A 21,599-nucleotide genomic window follows, 5' to 3' on the forward strand; every position below is an offset into this window, starting at 1 on the left:
CTCGTGATTCGGGCTTATTTGGGCGCGAGCACCATCAGCATCTGGCGGCCTTCCATGCGCGGATAGGCCTCGACCTTGGCGATCTCGTTGGTCGCCTCGGCAACGCGCTGGAGGACGGCCATGCCGAGCTGGCCGTGGCTGAGCTCGCGGCCGCGGAAGCGCATGGTGACCTTCACCTTGTCGCCTTCCTCGATGAACTCGACGACCTTCTTCATCTTGGTGTCGTAATCGTGATCGTCGATGTTCGGACGCATCTTGATCTCCTTGATCTCCTGCGTCTTCTGGCTCTTGCGCGCGAGGTTGGCCTTTTTCTGCGCCTCGTACTTGTATTTGCCGACATCTAGGAACTTGGCGACCGGCGGGTCCGCGTTGGGCGACACCTCGACCAGGTCGAGACCGACTTCGGCCGCCTGCTCCATCGCCTCTCGCGTATACATCACGCCGAGATTCTCGCCCTCATGGTCGATCACGCGGACCTTGGGCGATTGAATGAATTCGTTGTAGCGCGGCCCATTCATCGGCGGGGTCACGGGGCGCCGGGTCATTGGAGGACGGATAGAAGGTGCTCCTGCAAGTTATTACACTGGGCGAATAGAATAGCCGGGATCGGGCCCGCGCGAAAGAGCGGGCACCGATCACCGGTCGATTTCCCGCCACGCCGTGGCGCGGCGGCAACTCACTTCATATCGGGAGCGAGCGCGTCGTGCGCAAGGCGCGCGATCGCCTCGTCGAGGTTGAGCACTTCCTGACGCGCGCTCTCACCCAAGGGACGCAGGGCAACAGTGCCTTCCTCTGCCTCGCGCTTGCCGACGACCAGCAGGTTGGGAACCTTGGCGAGGCTGTGCTCGCGCACCTTGTAGTTGATCTTCTCGTTCCTGAGGTCGGTCTCGACGCGCAGCCCTGCCGCCTTCAGCTTCTCGGCGACCTCGCGGGCATAATCGTCGGCGTCGGACACGATCGTCGCCACCACCGCCTGCACCGGCGCCAGCCACAACGGCAGCTTGCCGGCGTAGTGCTCGATCAGGATGCCGATGAAGCGCTCGTAGCTGCCGAAAATCGCGCGGTGGAGCATCACCGGGCGATGCCGCTCACCATCCTCGCCGACGAAGCTCGCGTCGAGCCGGTCGGGCAGCACGCGATCCGACTGGATCGTGCCGACCTGCCACGTCCGCCCGATCGCGTCGGTCAGATGCCATTCGAGCTTGGGCGCGTAGAAGGCGCCTTCGCCCGGCAGTTCTTCCCAGCCGTATTCGTCCGTCGCGAGCCCGGCGCGCTGAACCGCCTCGCGCAATTCGGCCTCGGCCTTGTCCCACATTTCGTCTGAGCCGAAGCGTTTGTCGGGGCGCAGCGCCAGTTTGATCGCGTATCCCTCGAAACCCATGTCGCGATAGATGCGATCGGCCAGCTGGCAGAACGCGCCGACCTCGGCGACCAACTGATCTTCGCGGCAGAAGATATGCGCGTCGTCCTGGGTGAACTGGCGCACGCGCATCAGCCCATGCAGCGCGCCGTGCGGCTCGTTGCGGTGGCAGCAGCCGTTCTCATAGAGGCGCAGCGGCAGGTCGCGATACGACTTGATCCCCTGGCGGAAGATCAGCACGTGCGCCGGGCAGTTCATCGGCTTCAGCGCCATCCACTCGGCATTGCCCGAGATGATCGGCCCGTCGTCGTCGATGTTCGGCACCTCGTCGGGGATGACGAACATGTTCTCGCGATACTTGCCCCAATGGCCGGACTGCTCCCACTGGCGCGCGTCCATCACCTGCGGCGTCTTGACCTCGCGGTAGCCCGCCGCGTCGATCCGGCGGCGCATATAGGCCTCCAGCTCGCGCCAGATGATATAGCCCTTGGGATGCCAGAACACGCTGCCATGCGCCTCGGCCTGGAGGTGGAACAGGTCCATTTCCTGCCCCAACTTGCGATGGTCGCGCTTGGCCGCTTCCTCCAGCCGCATCAGATGCTGGTCGAGCTGTTTCTTGTTGAGCCAGCCGGTGCCGTAGATGCGGCTGAGCATCGCGTTGTTCTGGTCGCCGCGCCAATAAGCGCCCGAAACGCGCGTCAGTTTGAACGCGCTTGGATCGAGCTTCCCCGTCGAGGCCAAGTGCGGCCCGCGGCACATGTCGAGCCAAGCATCCTCGCCCCTGCCGGCGCGATAGACGGTCAGTTCCTCGTTATCGGGCAGCTCGGCCGCCCATTCGGCCTTGAACGTCTCGCCCTGCTTCTTCCAGCGGTCGATCAGCTGCTCGCGGCTCCACACTTCGCGGATCAGTGGCTCGTCGCGCGCGATGATGCGGCGCATCTCCTCCTCGATCACCGGCAGGTCTTCCTCGGTGAACGGGCCGTGTTCGGGTGACGGCGCGAAATCGTAATAGAAGCCGTCGTCGGTCGCCGGGCCGAAGGTGATCTGCGTGCCGGGGAACAGCCTTTGCACCGCCTCGGCCAGCACATGCGCGTAATCGTGGCGCGCCAGCTCGAGCGCGTCCTTCTCGTCCTTCGACGTGATCAGCGCGAGGCTGGTGTCGCCCTCGAACGGCCGCATGATATCGCGCACCTCGCCATCAACGCGCGCGGCGATCGCCGCCTTGGCCAGCCCCGGCCCGATCGCCGCGGCGACGTCCGCCGGGGTGGTCCCCGGGGCTACCTCGCGGACGGAACCGTCGGGCAGCGTAATGCGGAACATCTCGGACACGGATTTCAGACTTTCTGTTGGAGCAATGATGGCGCGGCTTATGCCGTCGCACCCCCGATATAGGCAAGGCGGATCGTCACGCGAGGGGAGAGGGTTAACCGGCGGCGCGCTCGTCCCGCGCTGGAACGTTCCGAATCGCGTGGTGGCGGCCCGTCCCGCCTTGGGGCATGATCGCGCCTCGCAATCGGGAGAGTCGCATGCCGAAACGGATGATCGTGCTGCTGGCCGTCCTCGTGCCGCTCGCCGTGCTGGCGGCCGGCGCCGGGCTGATGCTGACCCCCGTGACGCGGGCCCGCGCCGATGCTGCGCCGGCGACGATGCCGGCGGCCCGGCCCGCGCCGCCCGCCGCGCTCAAGACGCCGCCTGTCGCGCCGTCGCGGCCGCAGATCGAACCCGGCATGACGCTGAAACGCGTGCTCGATACCGGCGGCCCGATCAAGTTCGGTGACTGGTTCTGGGACGAGAAGGGCGTGCCCGCCGGCCCCGTCGTCATCACCGTCGACCTCGACGCGCAGGTGCTGTCGATCTTCCGCGACGGTTATGAAATCGGCACCGCGGCGATCATCTACGGCGCCGACGAGAAGCCGACGCCGCTCGGCACCTTCCCGATCCTGCAGAAGGATGCCGACCACAAATCGTCGACCTATTGGGGGGCGCCGATGCCCTATATGCAGCGGCTGACATGGGATGGCGTGTCGATCCACGGTGCCCCGATCGATCCCAGCTACGCGACGCATGGCTGCATCGGCGTGCCCAAGCCGTTCGCCAAGCTGCTGTTCGGCGCGACCAGGCTCGGCGACAAGGTGATCGTCACCAAGGGCAAGATGCTCGCCGGGGCGTAGCGCGAACCTGGACCGACATCGAGAACGGTAGCCGGACTGCCGCAATCCGCGCGTCCGGGCCGGTTGGCTTATCGGACGCCCTCAGCGCGCTCGGGCGGGAAACGCCTGCTTCGCCGCGCCCATTCGAAAACGGGCGGGGAAACAAGGACTGTCTGGTGCGGTCGAGAAGACTCGAACTTCCACGGCCTTTCGGCCACAACGACCTCAACGTTGCGCGTCTACCAGTTCCGCCACGACCGCACGTGAACTGCTTCCGGCGGGGCCGGAGGCTGGCAGGCGGTCGCCCCTAGCAAAGCAATTCGGGGCGTGCAACTGGAAGATCGATGCCGCCCGCGCTTTCCCTTTCCGCCGAGACGCGGCGCCTGATTTCGCTCGCCTGGCCGGTGATGCTGACCAGCCTCAACTGGACGATCCTGCACGTCACCGACGTCGTCGTCGTCGGTCTCGTCTCGACCGAGCAGGTCGCCGCGCTGGGGGCGAGTCGGACGCTGACCTACATCGTCATCGTCGCCGCGCTGTCGGCGATGTCGGGCGTCCTGGTGTTCGCCTCGCGTGCCGATGGTGCGGGCGATCTGCGCCGCACCGGGCGCGTGCTGCGTGAAGGGGTGCTGCTGGCGATCGTGATCGGTCTTGCCTCGGCGGCGCTGCTGCTCGCCTTCGCGCCGGCGATGCTTGCCGGGCTCGGCGTTGCGCGCGAGCTGATCCCCGATGCCGCGCGAGTGGTGCGCATCATGGCCTTGTCCTACCCGTTCCAGCTGCTGTCGATCGCGGGCAGCTTCTTCCTCGAAGGCGTCAGCCGCCCGCGCCGGGTGATGGTCGTCAACCTAGGCGTGCTGCCGCTCAACGCGCTGCTCGCCTGGGCGCTCGCCGCGGGGCGGCTGGGCCTGCCCGAGCTGGGCGCGGCCGGCGCCGCCCTGGCGACGGCGATCGCTTCGCTGGTCGGTGCCGCAGCGATGCTGGCAGCGGTGTGGACCTTGCCGCAAGCGGTGGCGCGCGGCGTGCGCGACCTGTCGCCGGCGGCGTGGCGAGGCATTGGCGCCGGCGCCTGGCAATTGGCACGGTTCGGCGCGGTGCCGGCGCTCGCCTCCGGGCTCGAACTCGCTGGCTTCGCGATCCTGATCGCGCTGTCTACCGAATTGGGCGACGTCACCGCACACGCTTTCCAGATCGTCTTCTCAATCCACAACGTCACCTTCGGCGTTGCGCTCGGCCTCGGCTCGGCAGCGGGCGTGAGGAGCGGCAACGCCGTGGGAGAAGGCGAGCCGGCGCGCGCCGTGCCGCGCGTGTTGATTGCCGCCGGCCTCGCCGCGATCGCTACTGCGCTGCTGGCGCTGCTGATGACGATTGCGCGCGCGCCGCTGATCGCGCTGTTTCCGGCGGCCGACGCCGTCCATATGCTCGCGCTGGCGATCGTGCCGGTCTGGGCGCCGTTCATCTGCTTCGACGGCGTCCAGGTGGTGCTGGTTTATGCGCTGCGCTCGCTCGGCGACCAGGTGGCGGCGGGCGTCAACAGCATCATCGCCTATTTCATCGTCACTGGTGGCGCGGGCATCTCGCTCGTCCATCACGGCTTCGGGGCGGTGGGGCTGGTCTATGCCTCGGGCGCCGGGATGGTTGCCGCCGCGATCCTCCACGGCGGCCGGTTCGCCTGGGTAAGCCGAAAGCTGCGCTCGGGACGCTGATCCGCCGGCGCGGCGCTAGGGTTTGATCCACATACGGACAAGCGGCATTACATCGTCGATCCGGCAAAGCTCAGGCCGAGCTGCTTGGCATCGCGCGGCACATCAAGCTGGGCACTATTGAAATCCATCGATGCCCGCGGCGCGATCCAGCGCTGTGCGGGCGTCACCGTCCAGCCATAGACGATGCGTTGATGATCGTCGCGAAGCTCGACCTGGATATTGGGCACGCGCTGGCGCTCGTCGGTCGGATTGATCACGCTGCCGCTGATCGCGAACAACTCGCTGCCCGACGCCAGCTCGCGGCGATCGATCGGCTTCATCTTGATGCGCAGCGGCGTGGCGGCGGTCGCCGCCGGCGCGAAGCGGCCGATCACGCCGGGCGTGCCGAAATAGAGCATGGCCCCGATCGCCCCGAGCATGATCAGCGCGGCGATGCTCGCCAGGATCGTCCAGGTTCGCGCCGGATTGCGGCGCGGGCGGAAGGGTGGCTCGTGAGCAAAGGCATCGAACGCCGCCGTCTGCTCGGGAGCGGCGGCGACGGCCGGTGGCGGCGGTGGAGGCGGCACGGGTCGCTCGATCGGCGGCGGCTCGGGCGCGGCATCCGACGCCGGATCGGGCGAAGCAACCGGCGTCGGGGCGGGCGCCGGGTCCGGCGGCGCGATTGGCGCCGGGCGCTCCTCGGTCACGACCGCCGGCGGCGGCTGGAACCAGCTGTGCTTGCACGACGCGCAACGCACCGTTCGCCCGGCCGTGCCGATCGCGGCATCGGGGACGAGATAGCGGGTATGGCATTCAGGACATTCGAGGATCATGCAGCGCGCTTCTACCTGGGCCGCCGTGCCGGCCCGTTCTCGCGCGAACCTAGCGCCCGCGACTCGCGCAAGGCAAGGGCCAGCGCGCTTGATGCCGCGCCCCGCTCATGCGATGGCAGCGGCGTGGGGCATGACCGTGAGTGAGCGCTGACGCCGGCCATGGCGAATATCGTCCAGTTCGAGAATGTCGGGCTGCGCTACGGCGCCGGCGACGAGACGCTGTCCGACCTCAGCTTTGCGCTGACCAGCGGCGCCTTCTATTTCCTGACCGGCGCATCGGGTGCGGGCAAGACCTCGCTACTGCGCCTGCTTTACCTCGCGCAGCGCCCGACGCGCGGGGTGATCCGTTTGTTCGGCGAGGACGCGGTCACGATGCCGCGCAAGCGCCTGCCTGGCTTCCGTCGCCGGATCGGCGTGGTGTTCCAGGATTTCCGCCTCGCCCCGCATCTTTCCGCCTATGACAATATCGCGCTGCCGCTGCGCATCGCCGGGGTGCGCGAGGAGGATATCGAGCAGCCGGTTCACGAGATGCTGACCTGGGTGGGCCTGTCCGATCGCATCCACGCCCGGCCGCCGACGCTTTCGGGCGGCGAGCAGCAGCGCGTGGCGATCGCCCGCGCCGTGATCGGCCGTCCCGAGATCCTCGTCGCCGACGAACCGACCGGCAACGTCGATCCGGCGATGGCCGAGCGGCTGATGCACCTGTTCGATTCGCTCAACCGGCTCGGCACTACCGTGGTCGTCGCCACCCACGATATCCAGATGATCCAGCGCACCGCCAACGCGCAGATGATGCGGCTCGATCGCGGGCGGCTGCTCGATCCAACCGGCGCGCTGCGCTTTCCGCCGAGCGAGCGCGACGGATGAGCGAGGAGAAACGCCCCGAGCGCCGCTTGCTCGATGCCGGTCGCGCCACGCGGACGATGCGCTGGGTGATGGCGATCATGCTGTTCCTGACGGTGCTCGCCGCCGCGCTGGGGCTTGGCGCACTGGCCGCCTCGCGCGCGCTCGACCGGCAGCTCGCCGGGCGATTGACCATCGAGCTGGTCGAGCCGAACCCCATTGCACGAGACCATGATGCCGCACAGGTACTGGCGATGGCGCGCGGTGACCGCAACGTCGCGGCGGCGCGGCCGGTCGATCCGGCGCGGCTCGCCAAATTGCTGCAACCCTGGCTCGGCGCGATCGGCAATGATCCCGATTTGCCGATGCCGGTACTGATCGATCTCGATCTGCACGACGCGAGCGACCTCGCCGTGGCGGCGCTCGCCAGGCGAATCCACGCAATCGTGCCGGCGGCGCGGCTTGATCGGCACGCGGCGTGGATGGCGCCGGTCACGGGATTCATGAACCTGCTGCTCGGCCTGGCGGCCGGGATCGTGCTGTTGCTTGCGCTGGCGACCGGGACGGTGGTCGTGCTCGCCGCGCGCGCCGGGCTTGAAACCCACCGCGACACGATCGAAATCATGCACATGCTCGGCTCGACCGACGTGCAGGTCGCACGCCTTTTTCAGCGCCGCATCGCCCGCGACACCGCGATCGGCGGCGCGGTCGGCGGGATCGCCGCGCTGGCGGTGACGGCATTGGTCGGCACGCGGCTCGCCGGCCTCGGTTCGGCGCTGGCGAGCGGCGCAACGCTGGGGCCGGGCGGATGGATCGCACTGGCGGCGATCCCGTTTCTCTTCGTCGGGCTGGCGACACTGGCGGCGCGGATCGCGGTGCTGCGCACGCTGGGGGCGAAATTGTGATCACGCGCTTCCTCGCCTTCGTCGCACTCGCCTGGGCGCTTGGCTTCGTCGCGTTCATGCTGCTGCTGCCGGCGCCGCTCGACGGCCATCCCACCGATGCGATCGTGGTGCCGACCGGCGCCGCCGGCCGGATCGATCGCGGGATCGATCTGATCGAGGCGCACGAGGCCAAGCGCTTGCTGATTACCGGCGTCGCGCCGACGGTGCGCCCGATCGACCTCGCGCTAGAATATCACGCGCCGCCGGCGCTGTTCGCCTGCTGCATCGACCTCGGCCGCGAGGCGGTCGATACGCGATCGAATGCCGAGGAAACGGCGCAATGGGTGCGTGCGCATCATTACCACTCAGTACGCCTCGTCACCTCCGATTGGCATATGGCGCGCGCGCGGATGGAGCTCGGCGCCGCGCTCGACAAGGACGTCGTCATCGTGCGCGACGGGGTGAAGGGAGAGCCCAACCTCAAGCTGCTGCTCGCCGAATACAACAAGCTGCTGCTGCGCCGCGTCGCGCTGTGGCTGGGGATCGGCGGATGATCGCCTGGCTGCGCACCCTGGCCTTCATGCTGGTCTTCTACGGCCTGTCGGTGCCGATCGTGCTGCTAGTGCCGATCCCCGCGCTGATCGGCCAGCGCGCGCTGATCGCTTATGCCCATGGCTGGGCGGTGTTCCATCGCTGGGCGGCGCGCCTGCTGCTCGGCATTGATACGCGAATCGAGGGGAAGCGCCCGTCCGAGCCGGCGCTCTATGCCGCCAAGCACCAATCGATGTTCGAAACGCTCGAACTGGCGCTGATGCTCAATGGCCCGGCGCTGGTGATGAAGGCCGAGCTTGCCCGTATTCCGATCTGGGGCTGGGCGGCGCGGCGCTACGGCGTCATCGTCATCGATCGCGCCGGCGCGGCGGCGACGATGCGGCAGATGATGCGCGAGGCGCGCGGCGCGATCGACGCGGGGCGCTCGATCGTGATCTTTCCCGAAGGCACACGCGTCCGCCCCGGCGAGCGCCCGCCGCTGCGCGCCGGCTTCGCCGGGCTCTACCGGGCACTCGGCGTCGCGGTTGTGCCGGTCGCGCTCGACAGCGGACGCGTCTGGCCGCGCAAGGGGGCCAAGCGCGCCGGCACCGTCACCTTCCGCTTCGGCGAGCCGGTGCCGCCCGGCCTGCCCCGCGCCGAAGCCGAGGCGCGCGTCCACGCCGGAATCAACGCGCTGGAAGGCGAGGGCTGACTGGGCGCTCGGCAACATCCGCACGACCGTCCGCTCGATCGTCCGCACGAACATCAAGGCGAATGGCGGGCTGGCGCGGTTATCGAACAGGCTCTAATCGCTGAGGGATGCCGATACGCCAGCTGTTTGCCACGCAATTCTACGAAGGCGCGCTCGACGACGAGCTGCTGCTCGCCGAGCTCGACGACGCTTGTCGGGAACTCGCCGACGAGGATGGCGCGGGCCAGGCATGGAGCGCGGCGCACGGCTATCGCGGCTATACCAGCTATGCGTCGCTCAACGATTTGCCGCGGCGTGACCCGCGGTTCGGCGATCTGGTGCGGCATCTGAACAGGCACGTCGCCGCGTTCGCCAGGGAATGCGGGTTCGAGCTCGGCGGCAAGCGACTCAAGCTCGACAGTCTGTGGATCAACGTGCTCGAGCCCGGCGGCACGCATTCGGGCCACATCCACCCCCACAGCGTCGTTTCGGGGACGATCTATGTCGCGGTGCCGGCGGGATCGGGGCCGCTCAAGCTGGAAGACCCGCGGCTGCCGTTGATGATGGCGGCGCCGCAGCGGCCGGGCACCTTCATCTACGCCGAGCCGGCGCCGGGCACGGTTTTCCTGTGGGAAAGCTGGCTGCGCCACGAAGTGATGCCCAACGCCGCTGACGAAGAACGCATCAGCATCAGCTTCAACTACCGGCTGTAACGGTCGATTAATTGCACTTCCGCGACAGACAGCAACCGAGTAGATTGCGGTGCGGGGGCGACCACCGGGCCATAGACGACCCGGCTTCGCTGCCTTGTGCTGCGTGGCCGCATCGGCCGGTTGGGGAAAGATTGCCGTGCCCGAGTCTTCATCTCGATCATGCTTCATTTCACGGTTCGCACGATGACACGGTTCGGGCCCACGCCGATGGGGCTGATCGCGCGGCGGCTCGACAGCCGGATCCCGCTCGAGGATGACGCGGTTCGCGAGATTCTCGCGATTCCGCATCAGCTTCGCGCGCTCAAGCCGGCGGATTATTTCATCCGCGAAGGCGAGCGGCCGAAGAATTCTACGGTGGTGGTCGATGGCTACGTCTATCGGCACAAGCTGGTGCAGGATGGCGGGCGGCAGATCGTCGCGGTGCATATTCCCGGCGATTTCATCGATCTGCAGAACATCCTGCTCGACGCCGCCGACCATAATATCCAGGCCCTCACCCATGCGACGGTGTGCCAGTTCCCGCATGCCGATATGCTCGAACTGGCGTTCCGCCATCCGGCGATCGGCAAGGCGTTGTGGCGCGAATCGCTGGTCGAGGCGTCGCTGTTCCGCGAATGGATCGCCAATATCGGCCGGCGCGACGCGCGAGCGCGGGTGGCGCATCTGCTGTGCGAGCTGGCAGTGCGGCGCGAAGCCGCGGAGCTCGGCTCCCGCCGTTCGTTCGAATTGCCGATGACACAGGAGCAGATCGGCGACGCGCTGGCGCTGACCGCGGTGCACGTCAACCGCACCCTGCGCGTGCTGGAGGCTGACGGGCTGATCCGGCGCAGCAAGCGCGCGGTTATCGTCGGCGATTGGGCAGCGCTGCGTGCGGCTGCCGATTTCAATGAAAACTACCTCCATGTGAAGGAGATGGCCGAGCCGGTCGAGCTCGCCGGTGACATGCGCGTCGCGGCCGGAGGCTGACGAAAAGAGGGCCGCTACGAAGAGCGGCCCAGGATGACTCTTGCGAGCCTGCTAGGGAGGAAAGCGTGCCCAATGAAGAAGCACGCAAACCTGATATCCGATCAGCGTAAATATCGGCTTAACACGCGCGATCAGGCTACGACGGGCACCGGGAACTTGCGCGCGCAGAAGGCGCAATCGACGGTTATCATGCCGTTTTCATCGGCCATTTCGCGCTGCTCCTCGGGCGGAAATTTGGCGAGCACGCTGGCGATGTAATCGGGGGTACAGCGACAGCCGCGCGTCAGCCGGGTTTCGGCGAGGACACGGACTTCGGACTCCTCATTGAACAGCCGCCAGACGAGCGTTTCGAGCGGAATCGACGGATCGGCGAGCTCCGCGGCGCCCATCGTTTCGCCCAGCGCGGCGACATGCTCCCATTCGGGATGGTCGAGCCGGGTGTGGAGGCGGTCTCGACCCTCCTCGCCTTCGGGCAAATGCTGGAGGAACAGACCACCGGCGCGGTGATGGCCATCGGCGTCGCGCTCCATGCCGAGGCGGACCAGCGTCGGGATCTGCTCGGACTGGACGAAATAGCTTTGCGCGGCCTCGGCCAGCGTCTCGCCGTCGAGCGGGACGATGCCCTGATAGCGTTCGCCGGTGGCGGCCTGATCGAAGGTGATCGCCAGATAACCCTGGCCGAACAGCGCGAATAGCGTGGGATCGGCCGGCGCCGCGGCGAGCGCTTCGGCGTCGAACTGGATATAACCGCGCAGCTCGCCGCCGCGGTAATCGCAGACGAGCAGCTTGACGACGCCGGTTTCGGACTGCGTTTGCAGCGTCAACTGGCCGCCGGCGTCCTTGAGCGTCGATCCGATCAGCGCGGTCAGCGTCAACGCCTCGGCGAGCAGGCGCTCGATCGGCGGCGGATAGGCGTGCGCGGCGAGAATCGTATCGAGCGCCTGGCCAAGCCGCACCAGCCGCCCGCGTGCGTGGCGCGAGGGAATGGTGAAGCCGAGCGCGCGATCGAGATCGGGTATTTGCTTATCCTGCATGATGTCCCGTTCGGGCTGAGCCTGTGGAAACCCGACCAGCGGGCTTTTCGCCCGTCGACAAGCTCGGGGCGAACGGCGATTGGATGGATGGACAGCTAGATAGGAAGTTCGCCCCCGCTCGCAACTCAGCCGATCTGGCCGAAGCACCAGCGCAGGATCGATTTCTGGGCGTGGAGGCGGTTTTCGGCCTCGGGCCAGATCAGCGATTGCGGGCCGTCGATCACGTCCGCCGTCACTTCCTCGCCACGGTGGGCGGGCAGGCAGTGAAGGAATTTGGCGCCCGGTTTCGCCGCCGCCATCAGCTCGGCAGTGACCTGGAACGGCATCATCGCGGCGAGCTTGGTGTCGGCGTGGTCCTGCCCCATCGAGATCCAGGTGTCGGTGACGACCACATCGGCGCCCTCGACTGCCTCGCGCGGGCTGCCGACGACGCGGGCGCGGCCATTGCCGCGGGCGATATCGGCTTCCTCGGGCTGAAATCCCTGCGGACACGCGGCGACCACATCGAACTGGAGCAGCCCCGCCGCCTCGACGATCGAGGCGAGCACGTTGTTGCCGTCACCCAGCCACGCGACCTTGAGGCCGGGGAGCGAGGTGCCGGTTTCGAGGATGGTCAGCAGATCGGCCATGATCTGGCACGGGTGCGAGGCATCGGTGAGGCCATTGATGACGGGCACCGAAGCGTATTCGGCCATCTCGAGCAATTTGGCGTGATCATCGGTGCGGACCATGATCGCGTCGCAATAGCCCGACAGGATGCGCGCGGTATCGGCGACGGTTTCGCCGCGGCCGAGCTGCATCTGGCTCGAATCGGAGATGATCGCCTGCCCGCCCAATTGGCGGATCGCCGCGTCGAAGCTGAAGCGCGTGCGCGTCGAGTTCTTCTCGAACACCATCGCCAGGACGTGGTTGGTCAACGGTGCATCGGCATCGGGCTTGCCCTTGGGCCAGCCGGCACGCGCCTGCTTTCGATCGAGCGCGTCGGCCAGGATCGCGGCGATGCCATCGGCGCCGGCCGAGGAGAGATCGAGGAAGTTGCGGTAGGTCATCAGTCAGTTCCCCCGCCGTTCGTGCCGAATTTGCCGAACATTGTGCATTCCTCGCGCCGGGCGGAAGGAAAGAACGACCGTTCGACGGCTCCGGACGAACGGGAATCAGAGTCCGGAATCAATCATCGCTGGGCACCACATAGGTCCGCGCGCCTTCGGAGAGCTTCTCCATCGCTTCGGCGATGTGCTTTTCCTCGATGATGAGGGGCGGCAGCAGCCGGACGATATTGTCGCCCGCGGCAACCGTCAGCAGGCCGTGGTGATCGCGCAGGTGAGCGACGAAATCACGGCTCGGGTGCTTGAGCTTGAGGCCCTGCATCAGCCCCTTGCCACGGACGCCCTCGAACAGCTCGTCATGGTTGGGGATAAGCTGTTCGAGGCTCGCGCGCAGCCGTTCGCCCATCTTGGTGACATGGTCGAGGAAGCCCGGCTCGAAAATCACGTCGAGCACTGCCTGGCCCGCCGCCATCGCCAGCGGGTTGCCGCCATAGGTCGAGCCGTGGGTGCCGAACACCATGCCCTTGGCCGCTTCTTCGGTGGCGAGGCAGGCGCCGAGTGGGAAGCCGCCGCCGATGCCCTTGGCGACCGCCATGATATCCGGCGTGATGCCGTAGAGTTCGTGCGCGAAGAACTTGCCGGTGCGGCCGTAGCCCGCTTGCACCTCGTCGAGCACCAGCAACAGGCCATGCTCGTCGCAGGCCTTGCGCAGGCCTTGGAGGAATTCGTCGGTCGCCGGGCGGATGCCGCCTTCGCCCTGGATCGGCTCGACCAGGAAACCGGCGGTATTGTCGTCGATCAACGCGAGCGCGCCGTCGAGATCGTTGAACTCGGCATATTTGAAGCCGGGGGCAAGCGGCTCGAACCCCTCGCGCATCTTGGCCTGGTTGGTCGCGGAGATCGCGCCCATCGTGCGGCCGTGGAAAGCCGACGAGAAGGTGATGAGATCGTGCCGCTCGGGATGGCCGTTGGCGAAATGATAGCGGCGCGCGGTCTTGATCGCGCACTCAACCGCCTCGGTGCCCGAATTGGTGAAGAACACCGTGTCGGCGAAGGTGTTGTCGACCAGCCGCTGCGCCAGTTTCTCGCCCTGCGGGCTGCCGTAGAGATTCGAGACGTGCATCAGCGTCTCGGTCTGCTCCTGGATCGCCTCGATCAGGTGCGGATGGCTGTGGCCCAGCGCATTGACCGCGATCCCGGCCGCGAAATCGAGGAAGCGGCGGCCGTCATCGGAAATCAGGTAGACGCCCTCGCCTCGCACCGGACGCACATCGCACCGCGGGTAAACGGGCATGAGCGGGGTGATGGCCATCGGAACGTGCTCCTGATTGCAGAAACTGAAAGGGCAGCCGGTCGGCTGCCCCAACGCGCTTCTAGAACTGGCGGGGGTGCGGCGCAACACCATCGGAGAAACCGTCACGCCGGAAATACCGGGACCGACCGCTGAAGTGGAGAAAGTGGAGAACGTCGCGGGGTTTTGTCGCCTTCTGCGCCGACGACGCGCCGGTTCGGCGACACACGCGCGACACGGACGCGACAGGGACGCGACAGGGACGCGGCGGACGGGCGGCGACTGCGCGGCGGTGGCGAGAAGCGGCGCGGATGCGATGCTGTTCCATCCCGCAGGATAGACCAGAAGAACTCCAACATTGCAAAGGGTTCCAGGGGGACGATAAGAGCCCAAGGTGCTCCATCGCCGCCAAGCGGGGCGGTTGGCGTTGCGCCATGGATGCTGAAACAAGTTCAGCATGACGGCATTTATGACGCGAACCTTGGATTCGGGCGACTAGCTCTTGAGCTTCCACCCCTTGCTCAACGCCATGTAGCAGACCGTCCCGAGCGCCACATCCATCACGATGACGACGACGCTGCCCAACGCGATCGGCGAATCGGCGACCCCGAGGAAGCCGTAGCGAAAGCCCGAGATGATGTAGAAGAACGGGTTGAGATGGCTGATCGTGCGGAATGCCGGCGCCAGGCGATCGACCGAATAGAAGGTGCCCGAAAGCAGCGTCAGCGGCGCGATCACGAAATTGGTCACGGCCGCCGCGTGATCGAATTTCTCGGCCCAGATCGACGTCAGCACGCCGATGAAGGCAAGGAAGATCGCGCCCAGCGTGCCGAACCACAGCACGGCCCAAAGATGGTGCGGGGTAACGTGGATGCCCGGCCACAGCAGCATCGCCAGCCACACCGCGCCGCCGACGCAATAAGCGCGCGTCACCGCGCCGCCGGTGAGGCCGACCAGCAGCTCCCCGGTCGAAAGCGGCGGTTGCAGGTAATCGACGATCGTGCCCTGGATCTTGCCGACCAGGAGCGAGAAGCTCGCATTCTGGAAGGCGTTGTTGAGCATCCCCATCACGATCAGCCCCGGCGCGATGAATTCGGCGAAGGGCACGCCCATCACCGCGCCGCGCCCGCGGCCCGAAAACGCCAGCGTGAAGATGATGAGATAAAGCAGCGTCGTTACCGCTGGTGCCCACACCGTCTGGAGCTGGACCTTGAAGAAACGCCGCACCTCCTTCACATAGAGGGTGCGTAAGCCACCCCAATTGACGTTCCGGATCACCGGCACGCCGGGGGCATTGGTGATCGCTGACGGAATTTGGCCGAATTCGGGCTGGCTGCTCATGGCGCGATCGACTAATCGCTGCCGCACCTCCCGGCAACCCGGCACTTGGATTTGAAGGACGAAGAATGGCCTGGACCGACGAACGCATCGATACGCTGAAGTCGATGTGGGAAAGCGGCATGACCGCAAGCCAGATCGCGGAGAAGCTCGGCGGCGTGAGCCGTAATGCGGTGATCGGCAAGGCGCACCGGCTGGGGCTGCAATCGCGCCCGTCGCCGGTCAAGGCCAATGACGCCGAGGACAAGCCGGCGCCTAAGGCGGCCAGGCCGGCGCCCGCGCCTGCGCCCAAGCCGGTCGAGCCCAAGCCTGCGGCTGCTGCGGCGCCGGCTCCCAAGCCGGCACCGGCTGCCGCGCCCGCCCGTCCCGCTCCGCCGGCCGCGGCCCCGGCGCCGCAGCCTGCGGCGGGGGAAAAGGACGCGCGGCTGATGGTCCGTTCGGTCGGGCCCGGCGGCTTCATCCGCCAGTCTCCCGGCGAGCAGCAGCCGCCCGCCACGCCGGCCCCGCCGCGCCGCCTGGTGCCTGCGCGCCCCAGCCCCGAGGTTGCCGACAAGACCTCGCTGCTCGATCTCAATGACCGCATCTGCAAATGGCCGATCGGCCATCCCGGCGAGCCCGACTTCCATTTCTGCGGCGACCCGGTGAATCCGGGTTTCCCGTATTGCGTGGAGCATTGCGGCCACGCCTATCAGGCACAGCTGCCGCGTCGCGATCGTCGCCCGCCGCCACCGATGCCGTTCGGCGGCCCCCGCGCGCGCTGACGCGAATCGCGCAAGGATTGCGCCGAAACGGCGTAATTGGACCGCCAGCCAAGCCGCCGAGGGCACATATCGTCTGCAACTGACGTATGCCATTGGCGGCTGGCGCTTCGCCATGCCCTAACTGCAAATCGCGATGATCGTGTCCTCGACGGAGGACCCGATATGGCAAAACCGCCCCTTGGCCCAAGCACGCGCGGCGCGACGATCGTCGAGTTCGCGTTGGTGCTGCCGATCCTGATCTGCCTGTTGCTGGGCGTGCTTGGCTATGGCCAATATTTCCTGCTGGCGCACAGCGTGCAGCAGATCGCCAATGACGCCGCGCGCGCCACGGTCGCCGGGCTCGACAAGGACGAACGCGAGGCGCTGGCGAAGCAGAGCGTCTCCGACGATGTCTCGGCGCTTCGGGAATTTGCCGATTCGCGCGTCGCCACCCAGGTCGACGAGGATGGCGACGCGGTCGCCGTCGAGGTCACGCTCGACGCGCACGGGCTGCCGCCGTTCAACACGCCGATCGTGCCGATGCCGGCACCACTGATCGAGCGGCGCGCGGTGGTGCGGCGCGGCGGGCTGACATGATCCGCCGCCTGTTTGGCGCCCGGCGCGGCGGCGTCGGGATCATGATCGCCGCATCGATGCCGGTGTTGATCGGTGCGACCGCGCTGGCGGTCGATCTCGGCTCGGCGATGCTCGAGACCCGACAGCTGCAAGGCGCCGCCGACGCCGCCGCAATGGCCGCCGCCGGCGATCCCCGCCGCGCCGACGCGCTCGCCCGCGCGGCGATCGCGACCGATCGCTGGCCCGGCGCCATCACGGTGACGACGACACCCGGCCATTATTCGGGCGACCGCGCGATCGCACCGGCCGACCGGTTCGTTGCCGGCGCGGGTACCGCCAATGCGGTGCGCGTGACGCTCTCGACGCCCGCGCCGAGTTATTTCGCGCGCATTTTCGGCATCCGCAGCATCCCGATCAGCCGCAGCGCCACCGCGGCGCAGATCAACCTTGCCAGCTATTCGCTCGGCAGCCGGCTCGCGGCGCTGAACGGCGGGCTGGTCAACGGGCTGCTCGGCGGGCTGACCGGCAGCAATATCTCGTTGAGCGTGATGGATTACAATGCGCTGGCCGGCGCCAATATCGATCTGTTCGGGTTCATCGACGCGCTGCGCACCACCGCCTCGATCAGCGCCGGCAGCTACGACAACGCACTCGATACGACGGTGACCGCCGGGCAGGTGCTGCAGGCTGCTGCTTCGGTGGCGCAGGCCAATGGCGATCTCGCCGCCGCGGCCGCGCTCAAGTTGCTTGCCGGGCAAGCCGGAAGCAATAGTCTGAAGCTCGGCGCATTGATCGATCCGGGGCTGCTGGGCGGACAGGACAAGGTGGATCCCGGCGCATTCAAGGTCAACGCGATGGATCTGGTTACCGCCGCACTGGAGACGGCGACGGCGAAACGACAGGTCGCGCTCGATCTCGGCGCGGGCATTCCCGGGCTCGCGCAGACCAAGGTGACGGTGGCGATCGGCGAGCGGCCGGAACATTCGCCCTGGCTGGCGGTGAGCGACGACGGCGATCCCGTGATCCGCACCGCGCAGGCCCGCATCTATGCCGAAACGGTGATCGGCGGCGCCTCGCTGCTCGGCAAGATCGTGTCGATCAAGCTGCCGCTCTATGTCGAGATGGCGAGCGCCGAGGCGCGCCTCAAGGCGATCGATTGTTCCACCGATGCCAGCCGCGGCGTCACCATCGAAGCAAAGACCGGGCCGAGCACGCTGGCGATCGGATCGGTCGATACCGCGCAATTGCAGGATTTCACCACCGAGCTGGCGGTGAACAAGGTGACGCTGGTCCACGCGCTGCTGCTCAACGTCGACGGGCGCGCGACGATCGATCTCGGCGCGGCGGAAAATTGGCAGCCGGTGCATTTCAACCAGGCGCAGATCGACCAGGCGGCAATCCAGACGGTGTCGAGCAGTTCGGCGGTTTCGGGGATCGCCGAATCGCTGATCGGCAACCTGCAACTCGACGTGTCCGGGCTTGCGCTCGGCCCGGTCGTCGGCGCGCTGGGGTCGACGCTGATGCTGGTCGCCCCGGTACTCGATCAGGTGATCGACACGATCACCAGCGCGCTGGGGGTTCATTACGGGCAGGCCGATGTGCGCGTGACCGGGATGCGGTGCGGCACGCCAGCGCTGGTCGCCTGAATCAGCCGGCGTTGCGCGCGCGATCGGCGGCAATCCGTTCGGCCGACAGGCGTCCACCGCTGAGCAGCGCCGCGACGGCGGGAGAAAGCGCGGCAAGCAGCCGGCCGATCGCCAGCACCGCGGCCAGCACCAGCACGGGCTGGAGCAGCAGGAACAGCGGATAGAGCGGCGCGCCGAGCGGGCCGGTGAGCCGTCCGACCGCAGGGCCGCCGAGCCAGATGACGATCAATTGCGCGCAGAACAGCAGGAAAGCGTATGGCTCGAGCTTGAGCAATATCGCGCCGGCGCGCGTCACGGCGAGACGCCAGACCAGCGACCAGAAGAACATCGCCGTTGCCAGCCGCATCGCAAGGTCGAGCGTCGCGAGCAAATGCGGGCGATCGACCGACGCCCCGCCAATCTGCAGCCAGATTTCGATCCCGGCGAACACTGCATAGCCCAGCCCGGTTAGCCATAACGGCCGCTCGGCAACGCGGCGCGCCCAATCGTGGCGCCGCGCAAGGATGCCGACCACAAAAAAGACGAGAATTGCCGGGCGCAACAACACGTAGAGTTGCAGGCCGGTGATCGACCAGGCGAGCGACAGCGCGATCACCAGCCCCAACGCCCAGCCCGGCAGGCGAACCAATGCCGGCGCCGCGAGCATGCAGACGAACAGGTCACGCAGGAAGGGCATCTGCACGTCGATCTCGTTGGGCCGGGCGATCGCGGTGAGCTCGTTGAGCGTCCAGACCCAGCTCGACGGCGCCGGCGCGGCGAGCCAGCCGAGCCAGCCCGGCAGCGCGACGAACAGCAAGGCGAGCGCGTTCCAGATCAGCATCGGCAGCAGGATCGTGCGCGTCTTGCTGGCATAGAAGTCGCCAAGCCCGCGCCGTACCAGCGACGGCGCGACCAGCCAGCCCGAGATGACGCTGAGCAGCGGCACCGCGCTCAGCCCGAACAGCTCGGCGACCGCCCAGCGCAATACGCCCTGCCAAGAGTCCGCCATCGCCCGGAGCTTGTCGCCACTCATCCCCGTCCAGGCATGAACATAGACGATGCCGAGGATGCAGACGACGCGCGCGATGCCGATCGCGGCCGACTGGCGGCGGTTCGGCGGGGGCGCGGGCGCGCGAGGCTCGGCGGCGGGCATTGCCGCGGCTCCTGACGGCGGATCGCGCCGGCGGCAAGCCCGCAATGCTGCAGCCCGGCCGATTGTCGCGACGCTTGCCTGCGCGACTCCCCGCCTCCTATATCGTGACGATGTCCGATCTGTTCGCGTCCACCGCCAAGACCACGCCCACATACGACGCCTCGTCGATCGAGGTGCTCGAAGGGCTGGAGCCCGTCCGCCGCCGCCCCGGCATGTATGTCGGCGGCACCGACGAACGCGCGATGCACCACCTCGCCGCCGAAGTGCTCGACAATGCGATGGACGAGGCCGTGGCAGGACATGCCAGTCGGATCGAGGTGACGCTGGAGGCGGGCAACCGGCTGACGATCGTCGACAATGGCCGCGGCATCCCGGTCGATCCGCACCCGAAATTTCCCGGCAAGTCGGCGCTCGAAGTGATCCTCTCGACGCTGCATTCGGGAGGCAAGTTCGACGGCAAGGCCTATGCGACCTCGGGCGGCTTGCACGGCGTCGGCGTCAGCGTGGTCAATGCGCTGTCGTCGGAGACGGTGGTCGAAGTGGCGCTCAACCGCGAGCTCTATCGCCAGAGCTTCTCGCGCGGCGTTACGCTGGGGCCGATCGAGAAGCTCGGCGGCACGCCCAACCGGCGCGGGACGAGCGTGTCGTTTGTGCCCGATACCGAGATTTTCGGGCCGGAGATGCACTTCAAGCCGGCGCGGCTCTACAAGCTCGCCCGATCGAAGGCGTATCTGTTCGCCGGGGTCGAGATCCGCTGGAAGTGCGCGCCCGAGCTGATTACCGACGATACGCCGCCTGAAGCGGTATTCCAGTTTCCCGGCGGCCTCGCCGATCATCTCAAGGAACAGATCAGCGGCCGCGAGTGCGCGACGGCCGAGTTCTTTTCCGGCAGCCAGGATTTCCCCGACGAGCAGGGCCGCGTCGAATGGGCGGTGGCCTGGCCATTATGGTCCGACGGCAGCTACAGCTGGTATTGCAATACGATCCCGACCCCTGATGGCGGCACCCACGAACAGGGCCTGCGCGCGGCGCTGGTGCGCGGCCTGCGCGCGTTCGGCGAACTGACGGGCCAGAAAAAGGCCAAGGATCTTACCGCCGACGACGTGATGACGGGCAGCGAACTGATGCTCTCGGTCTTCATCCGCGATCCGCAATTCCAGAGCCAGACCAAGGACCGCCTGACCTCGCCCGAGGCGGCGGGGCTGGTCGAGAAGGCGGTGCGCGATCATTTCGACCATTTCCTCACCGACAATATGGAGCGCGGCAAGGCGCTGCTCGGTTATGTGCTCGAGCGGATGGACGAGCGCCTGCGTCGCAAGCAGGAGCGCGAGGTCAAGCGCAAGACCGCCACCTCGTCGCGCAAGCTGCGTCTGCCCGGCAAGCTCACCGATTGCTCGGCGGACGATCCCGCGGGCACCGAGATCTTCATCGTCGAGGGCGATTCGGCGGGCGGCTCGGCCAAGCAGGCGCGCGACCGCAAGACGCAGGCGATCCTGCCGATCCGCGGCAAGATATTGAACGTCGCCAGCGCTACCGCGGCGAAGATCCTGGCCAACCAGGAAATCGCCGATTTGATCCAGGCGCTGGGATGCGGCACGCGCAAGGACTGCCGGCCCGACAATCTGCGCTACGAACGCATCGTCATCATGACCGACGCCGATGTCGACGGCGCGCATATCGCGACGTTGCTGATGACCTTCTTCTTTCAGGAAATGCCCGATATCGTACGGCAGGGGCACCTCTATCTCGCGCAGCCGCCGCTCTATCGTCTCACCGCCGGGGGCAAGAGCCTCTACGCGCGCGACGACGCCCATCGCGCCGAGATCGAGGCCGGGCCGTTCAAGGGCAAGAAGGTAGACGTGGCGCGGTTCAAGGGCCTGGGCGAGATGAACCCGGCGCAGCTCAAGGAAACGACCATGGACCCGGGCACCCGCAGCCTGTTGCGCATCACGCTGCCGCAGGAATATGAGGAGCGCGCGGTGGTCAAGGATCTGGTCGACCGGCTGATGGGCAACAACCCGGCGCACCGTTTCGCCTTCATCCAGGAAAACGCGGCGCGGCTCGACGAAGAGGCGATCGACGCCTGATCGCCTTTTTTCGCCGGGCGCGCGTAAGACATCACGACGCCCGGCGACTAAAGGGA

20 protein-coding genes and 1 tRNA gene are annotated in these 21,599 nt (G+C 67.2%); 12 read left to right on the forward strand and 9 right to left on the reverse strand.

The features are described 5' to 3' along the window. Positions 1–14: 14 nt before the first annotated feature. Both infC and thrS read right to left on the reverse strand, forming a co-directional pair. The gene (gene infC / locus K7G81_RS15730; protein WP_223031771.1) at positions 15–545 is read right to left on the reverse strand and encodes a translation initiation factor IF-3; all 531 of its coding nucleotides are present in this window, start codon (positions 543–545) and stop codon (positions 15–17) included. Positions 546–676: 131 nt separating this feature from the next. Beyond that, positions 677–2,680, reverse strand: coding sequence for a threonine--tRNA ligase (thrS, locus tag K7G81_RS15735; RefSeq protein ID WP_255587180.1), 2,004 nt, complete (start codon positions 2,678–2,680; stop codon positions 677–679). 206 nt (positions 2,681–2,886) lie between these two features. Between thrS and K7G81_RS15740 the strand changes: the two genes are divergently transcribed. Then, positions 2,887–3,531, forward strand: a complete 645-nt coding sequence (locus tag K7G81_RS15740) for a L,D-transpeptidase family protein (RefSeq protein WP_255587162.1) — start codon at positions 2,887–2,889, stop codon at positions 3,529–3,531. 153 nt (positions 3,532–3,684) lie between these two features. Here the strand turns inward: K7G81_RS15740 and K7G81_RS15745 are convergent. Beyond that, positions 3,685–3,771, reverse strand: a tRNA-Leu gene (locus K7G81_RS15745). An 83-nt stretch (positions 3,772–3,854) separates the two neighbouring features. On the opposite strand from K7G81_RS15745, the gene K7G81_RS15750 reads away from it, so the two are divergent. Beyond that, positions 3,855–5,213: an MATE family efflux transporter gene (locus K7G81_RS15750; RefSeq protein WP_255587164.1), complete on the forward strand. Its 1,359-nt coding sequence runs from the start codon at positions 3,855–3,857 to the stop codon at positions 5,211–5,213. Positions 5,214–5,260: 47 nt separating this feature from the next. Here the strand turns inward: K7G81_RS15750 and K7G81_RS15755 are convergent, their stop codons facing one another. Next, the gene (locus K7G81_RS15755; RefSeq protein ID WP_223031773.1) at positions 5,261–6,025 is read right to left on the reverse strand and encodes an MJ0042-type zinc finger domain-containing protein; all 765 of its coding nucleotides are present in this window, start codon (positions 6,023–6,025) and stop codon (positions 5,261–5,263) included. Positions 6,026–6,184: 159 nt separating this feature from the next. On the opposite strand from K7G81_RS15755, the gene ftsE reads away from it, so the two are divergent. The 6 genes from ftsE to K7G81_RS15785 all read left to right on the forward strand — a co-directional run bounded on the left by ftsE (position 6,185) and on the right by K7G81_RS15785 (position 10,653). After that, a complete protein-coding gene (gene ftsE, locus K7G81_RS15760; RefSeq protein WP_223031774.1) occupies positions 6,185–6,892 on the forward strand; it encodes a cell division ATP-binding protein FtsE in 708 nt (235 codons plus the stop codon). After that, the gene (locus K7G81_RS15765; RefSeq protein ID WP_223031775.1) at positions 6,889–7,773 is read left to right on the forward strand and encodes a cell division protein FtsX; all 885 of its coding nucleotides are present in this window, start codon (positions 6,889–6,891) and stop codon (positions 7,771–7,773) included. The genes ftsE and K7G81_RS15765 overlap by 4 nt, the downstream gene beginning before the upstream one ends. Then, positions 7,770–8,306, forward strand: coding sequence for a YdcF family protein (locus tag K7G81_RS15770; RefSeq protein WP_223031776.1), 537 nt, complete (start codon positions 7,770–7,772; stop codon positions 8,304–8,306). The genes K7G81_RS15765 and K7G81_RS15770 overlap by 4 nt, the downstream gene beginning before the upstream one ends. Then, a complete protein-coding gene (locus K7G81_RS15775) occupies positions 8,303–8,995 on the forward strand; it encodes a lysophospholipid acyltransferase family protein (protein ID WP_223031777.1) in 693 nt (230 codons plus the stop codon). Before K7G81_RS15770 ends, K7G81_RS15775 begins: the two co-directional genes overlap by 4 nt. Before the next feature lie 107 nt (positions 8,996–9,102). Further along, a complete protein-coding gene (locus tag K7G81_RS15780) occupies positions 9,103–9,687 on the forward strand; it encodes a TIGR02466 family protein (protein WP_223031778.1) in 585 nt (194 codons plus the stop codon). Between the two features lie 183 nt (positions 9,688–9,870). Beyond that, the gene (locus tag K7G81_RS15785; RefSeq protein ID WP_255587169.1) at positions 9,871–10,653 is read left to right on the forward strand and encodes a Crp/Fnr family transcriptional regulator; all 783 of its coding nucleotides are present in this window, start codon (positions 9,871–9,873) and stop codon (positions 10,651–10,653) included. 131 nt (positions 10,654–10,784) lie between these two features. Here K7G81_RS15785 and hslO read toward each other — a convergent pair whose 3' ends face one another. The 4 genes from hslO to K7G81_RS15805 all read right to left on the reverse strand — a co-directional run bounded on the left by hslO (position 10,785) and on the right by K7G81_RS15805 (position 15,365). After that, positions 10,785–11,687 (reverse strand): Hsp33 family molecular chaperone HslO, encoded by a 903-nt coding sequence (gene hslO, locus K7G81_RS15790; protein ID WP_223031779.1) that lies wholly within the window; start codon positions 11,685–11,687, stop codon positions 10,785–10,787. Between the two features lie 125 nt (positions 11,688–11,812). Beyond that, positions 11,813–12,736 (reverse strand): ornithine carbamoyltransferase, encoded by a 924-nt coding sequence (gene argF, locus K7G81_RS15795; protein ID WP_223031780.1) that lies wholly within the window; start codon positions 12,734–12,736, stop codon positions 11,813–11,815. A gap of 118 nt (positions 12,737–12,854) precedes the next feature. Further along, positions 12,855–14,045, reverse strand: coding sequence for an aspartate aminotransferase family protein (locus K7G81_RS15800; RefSeq protein WP_223031781.1), 1,191 nt, complete (start codon positions 14,043–14,045; stop codon positions 12,855–12,857). Positions 14,046–14,519: 474 nt separating this feature from the next. Continuing rightward, on the reverse strand, positions 14,520–15,365 hold the full coding sequence (locus tag K7G81_RS15805) for an ABC transporter permease (RefSeq protein ID WP_223031782.1): 846 nt from the start codon (positions 15,363–15,365) through the stop codon (positions 14,520–14,522). A 65-nt stretch (positions 15,366–15,430) separates the two neighbouring features. Between K7G81_RS15805 and K7G81_RS15810 the strand changes: the two genes are divergently transcribed. The 3 genes from K7G81_RS15810 to K7G81_RS15820 all read left to right on the forward strand — a co-directional run bounded on the left by K7G81_RS15810 (position 15,431) and on the right by K7G81_RS15820 (position 18,324). Further along, positions 15,431–16,123: a GcrA family cell cycle regulator gene (locus tag K7G81_RS15810; RefSeq protein WP_223031783.1), complete on the forward strand. Its 693-nt coding sequence runs from the start codon at positions 15,431–15,433 to the stop codon at positions 16,121–16,123. A 162-nt stretch (positions 16,124–16,285) separates the two neighbouring features. Next, positions 16,286–16,699: a TadE/TadG family type IV pilus assembly protein gene (locus K7G81_RS15815; protein ID WP_223031784.1), complete on the forward strand. Its 414-nt coding sequence runs from the start codon at positions 16,286–16,288 to the stop codon at positions 16,697–16,699. After that, positions 16,696–18,324, forward strand: coding sequence for a TadG family pilus assembly protein (locus K7G81_RS15820; RefSeq protein WP_223031785.1), 1,629 nt, complete (start codon positions 16,696–16,698; stop codon positions 18,322–18,324). Before K7G81_RS15815 ends, K7G81_RS15820 begins: the two co-directional genes overlap by 4 nt. 1 nt (position 18,325) lies before the next feature. Here K7G81_RS15820 and K7G81_RS15825 read toward each other — a convergent pair whose 3' ends face one another. Then, positions 18,326–19,456 (reverse strand): acyltransferase family protein, encoded by a 1,131-nt coding sequence (locus K7G81_RS15825; protein ID WP_223031786.1) that lies wholly within the window; start codon positions 19,454–19,456, stop codon positions 18,326–18,328. A gap of 110 nt (positions 19,457–19,566) precedes the next feature. On the opposite strand from K7G81_RS15825, the gene parE reads away from it, so the two are divergent. After that, positions 19,567–21,543: a DNA topoisomerase IV subunit B gene (parE, locus tag K7G81_RS15830; RefSeq protein ID WP_223031833.1), complete on the forward strand. Its 1,977-nt coding sequence runs from the start codon at positions 19,567–19,569 to the stop codon at positions 21,541–21,543. Positions 21,544–21,599 lie beyond the last annotated feature (56 nt).

It is taken from the genome of Hephaestia mangrovi (genome assembly GCF_019880555.1).
GTDB lineage: Bacteria > Pseudomonadota > Alphaproteobacteria > Sphingomonadales > Sphingomonadaceae > Sphingomonas > Sphingomonas mangrovi.

Excerpts from the sequence above, each read along its gene's own strand:
- infC (WP_223031771.1), bottom strand. The coding sequence starts at position 545 with ATGACCCGGCGCCCCGTGACCCCGCCGATGAATGGGCCGCGCTACAAC.
- thrS (WP_255587180.1), bottom strand. The coding sequence starts at position 2,680 with ATGTTCCGCATTACGCTGCCCGACGGTTCCGTCCGCGAGGTAGCCCCG.
- K7G81_RS15740 (WP_255587162.1), top strand. The coding sequence starts at position 2,887 with ATGCCGAAACGGATGATCGTGCTGCTGGCCGTCCTCGTGCCGCTCGCC.
- K7G81_RS15750 (WP_255587164.1), top strand. The coding sequence starts at position 3,855 with ATGCCGCCCGCGCTTTCCCTTTCCGCCGAGACGCGGCGCCTGATTTCG.
- K7G81_RS15755 (WP_223031773.1), bottom strand. The coding sequence starts at position 6,025 with ATGATCCTCGAATGTCCTGAATGCCATACCCGCTATCTCGTCCCCGAT.
- ftsE (WP_223031774.1), top strand. The coding sequence starts at position 6,185 with ATGGCGAATATCGTCCAGTTCGAGAATGTCGGGCTGCGCTACGGCGCC.
- K7G81_RS15765 (WP_223031775.1), top strand. The coding sequence starts at position 6,889 with ATGAGCGAGGAGAAACGCCCCGAGCGCCGCTTGCTCGATGCCGGTCGC.
- K7G81_RS15775 (WP_223031777.1), top strand. The coding sequence starts at position 8,303 with ATGATCGCCTGGCTGCGCACCCTGGCCTTCATGCTGGTCTTCTACGGC.
- K7G81_RS15780 (WP_223031778.1), top strand. The coding sequence starts at position 9,103 with ATGCCGATACGCCAGCTGTTTGCCACGCAATTCTACGAAGGCGCGCTC.
- K7G81_RS15785 (WP_255587169.1), top strand. The coding sequence starts at position 9,871 with ATGACACGGTTCGGGCCCACGCCGATGGGGCTGATCGCGCGGCGGCTC.
- hslO (WP_223031779.1), bottom strand. The coding sequence starts at position 11,687 with ATGCAGGATAAGCAAATACCCGATCTCGATCGCGCGCTCGGCTTCACC.
- argF (WP_223031780.1), bottom strand. The coding sequence starts at position 12,736 with ATGACCTACCGCAACTTCCTCGATCTCTCCTCGGCCGGCGCCGATGGC.
- K7G81_RS15800 (WP_223031781.1), bottom strand. The coding sequence starts at position 14,045 with ATGGCCATCACCCCGCTCATGCCCGTTTACCCGCGGTGCGATGTGCGT.
- K7G81_RS15805 (WP_223031782.1), bottom strand. The coding sequence starts at position 15,365 with ATGAGCAGCCAGCCCGAATTCGGCCAAATTCCGTCAGCGATCACCAAT.
- K7G81_RS15810 (WP_223031783.1), top strand. The coding sequence starts at position 15,431 with ATGGCCTGGACCGACGAACGCATCGATACGCTGAAGTCGATGTGGGAA.
- K7G81_RS15815 (WP_223031784.1), top strand. The coding sequence starts at position 16,286 with ATGGCAAAACCGCCCCTTGGCCCAAGCACGCGCGGCGCGACGATCGTC.
- K7G81_RS15820 (WP_223031785.1), top strand. The coding sequence starts at position 16,696 with ATGATCCGCCGCCTGTTTGGCGCCCGGCGCGGCGGCGTCGGGATCATG.
- K7G81_RS15825 (WP_223031786.1), bottom strand. The coding sequence starts at position 19,456 with ATGCCCGCCGCCGAGCCTCGCGCGCCCGCGCCCCCGCCGAACCGCCGC.
- parE (WP_223031833.1), top strand. The coding sequence starts at position 19,567 with ATGTCCGATCTGTTCGCGTCCACCGCCAAGACCACGCCCACATACGAC.